Source organism: Treponema endosymbiont of Eucomonympha sp., assembly GCF_001028545.1.
Map to the genome: position 1 here is coordinate 18584 of NZ_BBPW01000747.1, position 8506 is coordinate 27089.

At 50.0% G+C, this 8506-nt stretch carries 8 protein-coding genes and 1 pseudogene; 6 read left to right on the top strand and 3 right to left on the bottom strand.

Features of this window, described 5'->3' with window-relative positions; genetic code table 11:
• The first annotated feature begins 25 nt into the window (after nucleotides 1–25).
• The 6 genes and pseudogenes from yidC to AWU74_RS08965 all read left to right on the top strand — a co-directional run bounded on the left by yidC (nucleotide 26) and on the right by AWU74_RS08965 (nucleotide 5697).
• Complete coding sequence (gene yidC / locus AWU74_RS08940) at nucleotides 26–1849, top strand: membrane protein insertase YidC (RefSeq protein ID WP_062328935.1); 1824 nt, start codon at nucleotides 26–28, stop codon at nucleotides 1847–1849.
• Between the two features lie 27 nt (nucleotides 1850–1876).
• Nucleotides 1877–2584: an RNA-binding cell elongation regulator Jag/EloR gene (jag, locus tag AWU74_RS08945; protein WP_062328938.1), complete on the top strand. Its 708-nt coding sequence runs from the start codon at nucleotides 1877–1879 to the stop codon at nucleotides 2582–2584.
• 40 nt (nucleotides 2585–2624) lie between these two features.
• Nucleotides 2625–3074: pseudogene (locus tag AWU74_RS11140) on the top strand (DUF6675 family protein); the annotation flags it as partial.
• A gap of 284 nt (nucleotides 3075–3358) precedes the next feature.
• Nucleotides 3359–4387: a peptidylprolyl isomerase gene (locus tag AWU74_RS08955; protein ID WP_162505155.1), complete on the top strand. Its 1029-nt coding sequence runs from the start codon at nucleotides 3359–3361 to the stop codon at nucleotides 4385–4387.
• Nucleotides 4388–4439: 52 nt separating this feature from the next.
• Nucleotides 4440–5204, top strand: coding sequence for a TrmH family RNA methyltransferase (locus AWU74_RS08960; RefSeq protein ID WP_062328944.1), 765 nt, complete (start codon nucleotides 4440–4442; stop codon nucleotides 5202–5204).
• Entirely contained in the window at nucleotides 5197–5697 is a 501-nt protein-coding gene (locus AWU74_RS08965; protein ID WP_238580302.1) for a DNA-deoxyinosine glycosylase, read from the top strand. The genes AWU74_RS08960 and AWU74_RS08965 overlap by 8 nt, the downstream gene beginning before the upstream one ends.
• A gap of 172 nt (nucleotides 5698–5869) precedes the next feature.
• Here the strand turns inward: AWU74_RS08965 and AWU74_RS08970 are convergent, their stop codons facing one another.
• From AWU74_RS08970 to AWU74_RS08980, 3 genes are all read right to left on the bottom strand, one after another.
• Nucleotides 5870–6379 (bottom strand): nitroreductase family protein, encoded by a 510-nt coding sequence (locus AWU74_RS08970; protein WP_062328950.1) that lies wholly within the window; start codon nucleotides 6377–6379, stop codon nucleotides 5870–5872.
• A 269-nt stretch (nucleotides 6380–6648) separates the two neighbouring features.
• On the bottom strand, nucleotides 6649–7134 hold the full coding sequence (gene coaD, locus AWU74_RS08975) for a pantetheine-phosphate adenylyltransferase (RefSeq protein WP_062328952.1): 486 nt from the start codon (nucleotides 7132–7134) through the stop codon (nucleotides 6649–6651).
• The coding region (locus AWU74_RS08980; protein WP_162505156.1) for an InlB B-repeat-containing protein at nucleotides 7100–8506 on the bottom strand (1407 nt) is incomplete at its 5' end. The genes AWU74_RS08980 and coaD, both read right to left, overlap by 35 nt.

An 8506-nucleotide genomic window follows, 5' to 3' on the forward strand; every position in this document is an offset into this window, starting at 1 on the left:
TTTCTATACTGAGGAGTTCATTGTAATGCCAGAAAAAAACACGGTAATCGCTATTGCGCTTTCTGCGGCGGTGCTTATCGTTTTTATGATTATCCAAACAACCCTGTTTCCTCCTCAGACGAGGGAGAAAGCGGTGGGCGGCGAACAGGGCGCAGCAGTCGCGGAACCGATAGCGGCGCCTCGCAATGAGCCGAAAGTACCCTCGGTCATTCCGGCGGCTGAAACAGAAGCGATTGCAGAACAAACGTATACCATTACGACCAAAAAAGTTGCGGTAACGTTTACCAACCGCGGCGGGGACGTGGTGAGCTACAAACTGCTCGACCACAAAGACGGAGACGAAGGCATTGAAATGGCGGATAACGTGTCGGTTTCCAACCGCGCGTTTGCGCTTTCGTTCGGCAGAGCAGACGCTATCATCGACGAGCTTTTTTCAGCAAAGAAAAGCGGCAACGATTCAATTGTTTTTACCAAACGCTTTGCCGTAAGAAACGCGGACAACACCGAAACGCCCTTTTTGCTTGCGAAACAATACACGTTTATACCAGACGACTATGTATTCCGGCTGGATATCAGCATGACTAGCGTCGCAGACGAGATTTCGCTAGGGGATTCTGCCGCGTATACGCTAAGAACATCTCCGCAGATTGGACCGCATTACGACCCAAAAAACCGCTATGACATACGGACGTTTATGTCGTTCAACGGGCAAAAAAAGAAAAAAGACTTCGTGAGCGCAGGACAGGCAAAAGAATACGACAATGCAAGTCGGCTGAAGCGCCTGTTTTCTTTTGGCAAGCAGCTTGAATTAGACAATGCGTATACGTGGACGGGCATCGGCGGAAAATACTTTGCGCTGCTGGTTGTTCCAGCAAAAACGACGCAAACGCAGGGCGTTATCTATTCTGCCCAAATCGACGCAGGCGACTATCCGAACGCACAGCTTTTTATCCGCCGTGTACCAATGCGCACCAAAAACATTGCCGATAGTTATCACATTTATGTTGGTCCGCTCACCGAAAAGACGCTCAAAGTATACAACAACGCCGAAAGCAATGCGTGGAAGCTTTCCGAGCTCCGGCTGAACGAAAGCCTTTCGTCAAGCGGCGTACTGGCGTGGCTCGAAACGATTCTCAAATGGTGCATGGGAATCATCTATAAAGGTATACCGAACTGGGGCGCCAGCATTATCGTAATGACATTTCTTATTAAAGCAGCGCTCTATCCGCTCACGCGGAAAAGTTCTATGTCTGCGCTGAAGATGCAAGAAATCCAGCCGAAGATGCAGGAAATTCAAGCAAGATACAAAGATAACCCACAAAAGCTAAACATAGAACTATCGAAGTTTTATAAAGCGACTGGCTATAATCCGGTGTCCGGCTGTTTCCCGCTACTGATTCAATTCCCTATCATCATCGCTATGTATAACTTGTTCAATAACTATTTTGAATTTCGCGGCTCAATGTTTATTCCATGCTGGATACCGGATTTATCGATAGCCGATACGGTATATACGTTCAGTTTCTGGATACCCTTCGGCATAGGGAATCAGTTACATTTACTTCCGATTATTTATGTCGCGTCTCAATTGCTTACCGGGAAGCTGACGCAGACGACAGGAGGCGGCGAGAATGCGACGCAAAAGAATATGATGATGTACGGAATGCCGCTCATTTTTTTCTTTATCTTTTATAATGCACCGTCAGGCTTGCTGATTTACTGGACGACGAGCAATATTTTGCAGCTTGCCCAACAACTCATAATAAACAAGATGGTGAAAAAACAGCAGGAAGCACGGGTCAAAGCGAATACAATTCCCGTTGTTATACCGAGGAAGCGCAAGAAATAATGCAGTCATCTATATGGAGAGGATACGATGGTATATGAATACGAAGCGAAAACCGAAAGAGAAGCTATCGAAATGGCTGTGAAAAAATTAGGGCTTGAACGAGAGAGTTTTGACGTTGAAATCATTGAAACGCAAAAAAATACTTTGTTCAAAAAAGGGTATGTCAAAATTCGGGTGCATACCTTAAACGCCGTGAAATTTCAACGCGAAGAGAATGATAATGCGGAAAACAGAAGCCCTCCCCCCATTTTGAAGCGGCGCGTTGCTGAGCCGTTGTCGAAGGATGTCTTTGAAAAAAAACTATTAGAATTCATCTCGTTAGTTGTTCAGAAAATAAGTTGCAAATGCACCGTTGACATTATGTTCCGCGAGGGGGGAAAACTCGGCATTCGGCTGACTTCTCCGCATTCGTCGATTTTAATCGGACACAAAGGAAAAAATCTTGACGCATTGCAGCTTTTAACAAATGCATATGCCGAAAATCTTGGGCGGAGAGACGTCCGAATAATTCTTGATACAGAGAATTATCGCATTCGCTGCGAGGAATCTTTAGTTCGTCTTGCGTATATTACCGCCGACGCAGTGCGCATTAGCCATAGTTCTGTTTTGCTTGAGCCGATGAATCCGTCCGAGCGAAGACTCATCCACGCGATGCTGAATGACGTTGCCGACATTGAAACAAAAAGCGAAGGCGAAGGATTGTACAGACAGGTACGGGTTATTTTTAAGGCATAGGATAAATGTGCCGTAAAACTATTACTGTTTCTGCGTTTTTGCCGTAGTGTCTTTGTGTATAGTGAATGACATAAGCGCTACATTTCGACTGGAAACGATATTAAATGCCGAAATACTGTCGGTATTGCAGAAAAAACGGTATATAAATAGTATTGTTATCAGAGATAACAATTTGCAGTTATCATTGTGCCCCAAAACAGTGCTCGGCAATAAAGCTGGCGCATTGTGGCGACAAGATTACTTGCCGACATACAGCGGCGAATCATTGTATTTAATCAAAAACCCGACTGAACGGAACGATATCAGCAAGGCAGCGGAAGCAGTTGAAGCACTCTCGACTATGGAAGGTATCACGTATTATTCGAATAGGCGAAAACAAATTGAAGTGTTGTATCCACGCTGTTGCCTGATTGATAATCCTGTAAATCGGAACCGAATTCCCGATAAGATCGGTACCATTCCCGAAGATGAAACATTTTACCTTTTTTAAACAGATAATTCACTCGGCGATTGCGTATACTCCGTCAATTTCTGGCAGACGGACACGGAAGAGCTCGTTACTCTGACTAATCTTGACACGATGAAACTGCTTGTTTTTTACCGTAGCCTCCCCAAAAACTATGATGATTACGTTTGTCGTAAACGATACCGATGTAAATCTTTTACTGTACACGCTGGTACGGGCGAATATTCCGGCAAATGCATTTATAGAAAACACCATGACTAATTGGTACAGTGGTTTTCGCATAATTATTTGAAATAAGAGAGGCAGATATGCAGGCTAAAAAAGCTATTGCGGTTATACTGTGCTACATAGCGGTGTCGATAACAGGGTGCAGAGCGGTAGATAAAAAAATCTTTGACGGCAAAGAAGGTATTTTCGCAGTGCTGGAAACGGCAAAAGGCGATATTGTATTGGAGTTGTTCTATGACAGGACGCCGCTTACGGTAACGAATTTCGTTGGTTTGGCGGAAGGAACGCTTGATATCACAAAGAAAAAGCCATTTTACAACGGGTTGAAATTTCACCGCGTTATTGCAGATTTTATGATTCAAGGCGGCGACCCTCTGGGCAACGGAACGGGTGGTCCAGGGTACCAGTTCCTTGACGAGATTGCGCCGGAATTAAAACATGATAAGCAGGGCGTGTTGTCTATGGCAAATTCTGGACCCGGCACAAACGGCAGTCAGTTTTTTATCACACACGTGCCGACACCGTGGCTTGACGGCAAACACACCATTTTCGGTCAAGTGCTTACGGGGCAGGACGTGGTAAATCGCATTGCGCAAGGCGACATTATCAAAAAACTTACTATCATTCGACAGGGTGCGCTTGCCAAGCAATTTTCCGCAACGCAAGAAGACTTTGATTTGCTGAAAGCCGCGCTAGACGAAAAAACCGCTGAACTGCAAGGGCAAAAGCGCGGTTCAGCTTCGGCAGCACGGAGTTTTTTTGTCCGATGCGAAGAAGAACCTTCCACTGGTATTTTATATGCAGTAACCAAAATCGGCTCCGGCAATAAAGCTGGCAAAGGCAAACAGGTAAGCACGCATTATAAAGGCTACTTACTCGACGGGAGCATATTCGACTCTTCGTATGACCGAGACGAACCGATTTCGTTTGAAACAGGCGCAAGACAGATGATCCCGGGTTTTGACAAAATGGTACAAGATATGAAACAGGGCGAAAAACGGACAATCGTATTGCCGCCGGAACAAGCCTTCGATGCAAACGGAAGTGACGGAGTTATTCCGCCGAACGCATATATTGTGTTTGATGTTGAATTGGTTAAAGTGGAATAAACACCGACTGATTACCGGATTTACCGAGACCGTTTTGACAGCTGGTGCTATAATGAAAAATAAACGAAATAACGAACTTGCCGTCTGCGGCTTCGCAGCGGTAAAAGCGCTTGAACAAAAACCGGGAAAGATTTCGCGGCTGTATTTTACGGCGGATAAGGCATACTCGTTCGGCACGCTGTGCCGACTCCTTGCCGCAAAACGGATTCCGTACAATCAAGCGGCACCTGAAGAGCTTGAAAAACTATGCGGGAGCGTGCATCATCAAGGCGCGGTGGCAATGATTCGGACGCCGGAACTTCCGTCTGTGTACGAGCGGGATATTGAAGCGTGGCGAGCAAGCAACGAAACCGTTTTGTTGCTCGACCGAATCGGGAACGCGAACAATTTTGGCGCTATCGTTCGTAGCGCCGCGTTCTTCGGTGCGACGAACCTCGTCATTTCGGGAGACGAAAATCAAAGCTATATCACCACGAGTGCATACCGAACGGCGCAGGGCGCAATGGAAAAAGTAACGGTGTTTTCCGTGCCGAGCACCGCTGCTTTTTTAAAAAAGGTGGGCGGCATTTTCCCCCGAATCGGTACAGATCCCCGTGGCAGTCAGCTAGTGCACGCGCCGGACATTTTTCCCGCTACGGGGTGTATACTGGTGTTAGGAAACGAAGAGACCGGTATATCCCGTGCCGTCCGCGAAAACTGCGATATGCTTGTTTCCGTCCCTTCCCCGCTTAAGACACCGCTGGTCGGTAGCCTGAACGTCGCACAGGCGGCGTCAATTTTGCTTTATGAAGCCGCAAAGAGGAGAAATCATGTTTGAACAGGTTACACACCCATTCCTGCCCGTGTATGACGACGAATGTACGGCGCTGATTTTGGGGACGATACCGTCTCCGGTGTCGCGGGAAAATGCTTTTTATTACTCGCACCCGCGGAATCGGTTTTGGCAGGTGTTGTCCGCCGTATTCGACGTATCGCTGCCGTATCTGCTTGAAGACAAGAAAAAGCTCGTGTTGGACCACCATATTGCGTTGTGGGACGTGCTCGCCTCGTGCGAAATCGACGGGGCTGACGATGAATCTATCAGAAACCCAATTGCGAACGATTTTTCGGGACTGCTGAGCGAAGCAAAAATCGAAAATATCTTCACCACGGGCGAAAAAGCCCACAAGCTATACGGCAAATTGTGCAGAAAGCAGACGGGAATAGACGCGATACCCTTGCCGTCAACGAGTCCCGCAAATCAGCGTATTTCGCTGAATGAACTGATTAACGCATACATGATATTGCGGACGGGTACACAGATTACATAATGCAAGTCCCTTCCAAAACCAAGACTTTCTGAAAGGGACTTGCATTAATGTCAAACATAAATTGCGGATATCAGAAACGCACGGCATTCATGAGCTAAATTCTTGCCGTGCCCGCTTCCTCCTGAACCGATATCGATGGGCGACGCACAGGATTCAGCAGCGCAATTGTCTTTTAATCAATAAAATCAACCCGACCCGGTTCAAGAGAGTGCGCTTCTTTTGTGCCTGCAGGCACGCCCAGCGCGATAGCTACGGCATAGGTGTAGCTATCGGGAAACTTGAGCAGCTTGTTCAGGCGATTGCCGTTCGGTCCGGCAAAAGCTGCTTCGGGCATGCCTAAAATGACGCTCCCCAGCCCGGTGGAATGCGCAGCAAGGGCAATAGTCTGGACGGCGATGCCGCAGTCTGTCCGCCCCCAGCGACTGCCTGTCTCGCAGCTTAAAAAAATCGCCGCTGGAGCGCCGTAAAAGATATCTCCGACGTCCTTGTTCAGGTTTTTCGCGGCTTCAGCGTTAATTTCCGCAAAGATTGCGGGGTTCTGCACCACTGAGAAATGCCACGGTTGGGCGTTTCGCGCACTGGGCGATTCCCGCGCCGCTTTGAGCAGGACGTCGAATTGTTCTTTGGTTACCGGCTGTTTTCGATACGCGCGAATACTACGGCGTTCGGAAATAGCATTCAATACTGGATTGTTCATCTTTGCCTCTATTCAGTTCAGAAAGATTTTCTTAATAATACTTCTTTTTTCTCTGTTTTGCTACCCCTCTTGCGGATATTTCGCTATAAATATGAAGGCAGTTTTTCAATTTGTAGCATAAGGATTTTGACGCAAGCGTCATCCCTAATGGCGTTATACGCAAAACCGCAAAGGCACACTCCCCGCCCCCTGCAGTTTTATTCGCGGTGCCACCGGCTACTTCAATAATAGGTTCTAAAGCGGTTTACTCTACGTCAGCGCGGGGCGAACTTGTTTTTCAGCGCGTCCGCGATAAGCGGGGGAACCATAGCGGAAACGTCGCCGCCGAAAGAAGCGATTTCTTTAATCGCGCTCGACTTCAGCACGAAAAAACGCTGGTCGGTGGGAATAAAGAAAGTCTCAACCCGCGAATCCAAAGCGCGGTTCGTCAGGGAAATATCGAACTCGTGCGCGAAGTCTTCGATATTGCGGATTCCGCGGAGCAGAATGCGGATAGAGTGCTCCCGCGCGTATTCGACGATAAGGCGGTCGTGCAGGGCGACCGTTACGTTTTTCCACGGTGCAACCAATTCGGCAAGCATTGAGCGCCGCTCGTCGGGTGAAAAAAGCGTCTGCTTGTTTTTGTTGACCGCGATGACTACGTGCAATTCGGCAAAAAACGGGTGCGAGCGCTCGATAAGGTTGAGGTGCCCGAATGTCGGCGGGTCAAACGACCCCGGAAAAATCGCCTTTACTGCCACGCGCTACGCCTCCTTTTTTTATGCCGCCGGAATCTTTGGTCTGCGTCGTTGCATCGACGAGGCTCACGTCGGCATGATTCTTCGCATCGTTTTTCGCGCCAGCGGAGCTTTCAGTTTGGCTTATCTTGCCGCCTTCTGTGCCAGAAAAACTTTCGGTCTGGATTGTACCAGCGGGCTCCTTGGTTTGAGTTGTGCTGTCGGCAGAGTTCTCGGCGGGTTTGTTCTCCTCGCCGCTTGGTTTGCCGCCGGAGCCTTCGATTTGGTTCACCTTGCGGCGTTCTTTTTCCCTGCGCTTATGTCGGCGGAGGCGTGCGGCTAATTGTCCCCGCTCGCTGTAATGGTAATGCCGCGCCCAGATGATGCCTCCGAGCAGGGCGACATACAGGAGCCTGCCAATCCAGCGGTCCCGCTCGGTTTTGAATATCCACGGCTCGCGGGCGGGAGGAGGGATCTGTTCCGCGTCGAGCGCGTCAAAATATTTTTTCCGCTCGGCTTTTGCCCGCGCGACGACTTCGTCTGTCGTTAGCCATTCAACGGGCTTGGGCGGGTTTGCCGCGACGAAGTCTTTGTCGAGGATTGTCCGCGTCCCGGTCATGTTCATTGGATAGCCCGTGTGCAGTTCTTCCGGTTTCCGCCAGCGGGCATAGAGCGAGACGCTCTTCGTTATGACAATCCAGTCGTCGGCGCGGTAGGTGTCGCCGCTGCCGTCCGGCTTGGTGTTCCAGCCTCGCCACACGTAGCCCGTCCGGCTCGCATACCCGCCCGAATCGGAGCGCACCTTGACCGCGTCCCCCGCCTTATAGATTTTATCGTCGACGGGGACGCTGCCCCTGTCCGCGCCGTTTCCGTAATACCTCACCGTCAGCCCTTCGGTCGGGGGCGAATCGTCGACCCAATGCGCATACAGCACGGTATCTCCCGTCACGCGGACGGCTTCCCCCTCGCAATAGATTCGCTCCGGCTCCTCCGACACCCTGCTCCAGCCGCCGAAGGCATACCCTTTCCGCGTCAAGTCGCCGGGGTTGCCGGGGATTCCCGCGTTCGTCCCGGCGTAATAAGGGTGCTTTTCGACGGGAACGGTGCCGCCCGTCGCCCCGTTCGGGCGGTAAGTTACCGTGTACAAAGGCGCGTCGGGCGCGACCCAGTGGGGGTACAGGCGCGTGTCCTTCCGCATGGGGAACGTGTCGCCCGCCGCCACGAAGCGGAATACGCCGTTGATTCTGCCGTGCCAGCCGCCGAAGGCGAAGCCCTCTTTTTGCAAGCCGGTTGCGTTTCCGAGCACCGCGGCGCTGTCCCCTTCGGCATATTCGGTGCTGTCGACTGGCGCGGTGCCGCGGGCGAGTCCTTCCAAATCGTATATGACCCGGAAAAA

Coding starts and splice junctions, on each gene's coding strand:
- yidC (WP_062328935.1), top strand. CDS start 26: ATGCCAGAAAAAAACACGGTAATCGCTATTGCGCTTTCTGCGGCGGTG.
- jag (WP_062328938.1), top strand. CDS start 1,877: ATGGTATATGAATACGAAGCGAAAACCGAAAGAGAAGCTATCGAAATG.
- AWU74_RS08955 (WP_162505155.1), top strand. CDS start 3,359: ATGCAGGCTAAAAAAGCTATTGCGGTTATACTGTGCTACATAGCGGTG.
- AWU74_RS08960 (WP_062328944.1), top strand. CDS start 4,440: ATGAAAAATAAACGAAATAACGAACTTGCCGTCTGCGGCTTCGCAGCG.
- AWU74_RS08965 (WP_238580302.1), top strand. CDS start 5,197: ATGTTTGAACAGGTTACACACCCATTCCTGCCCGTGTATGACGACGAA.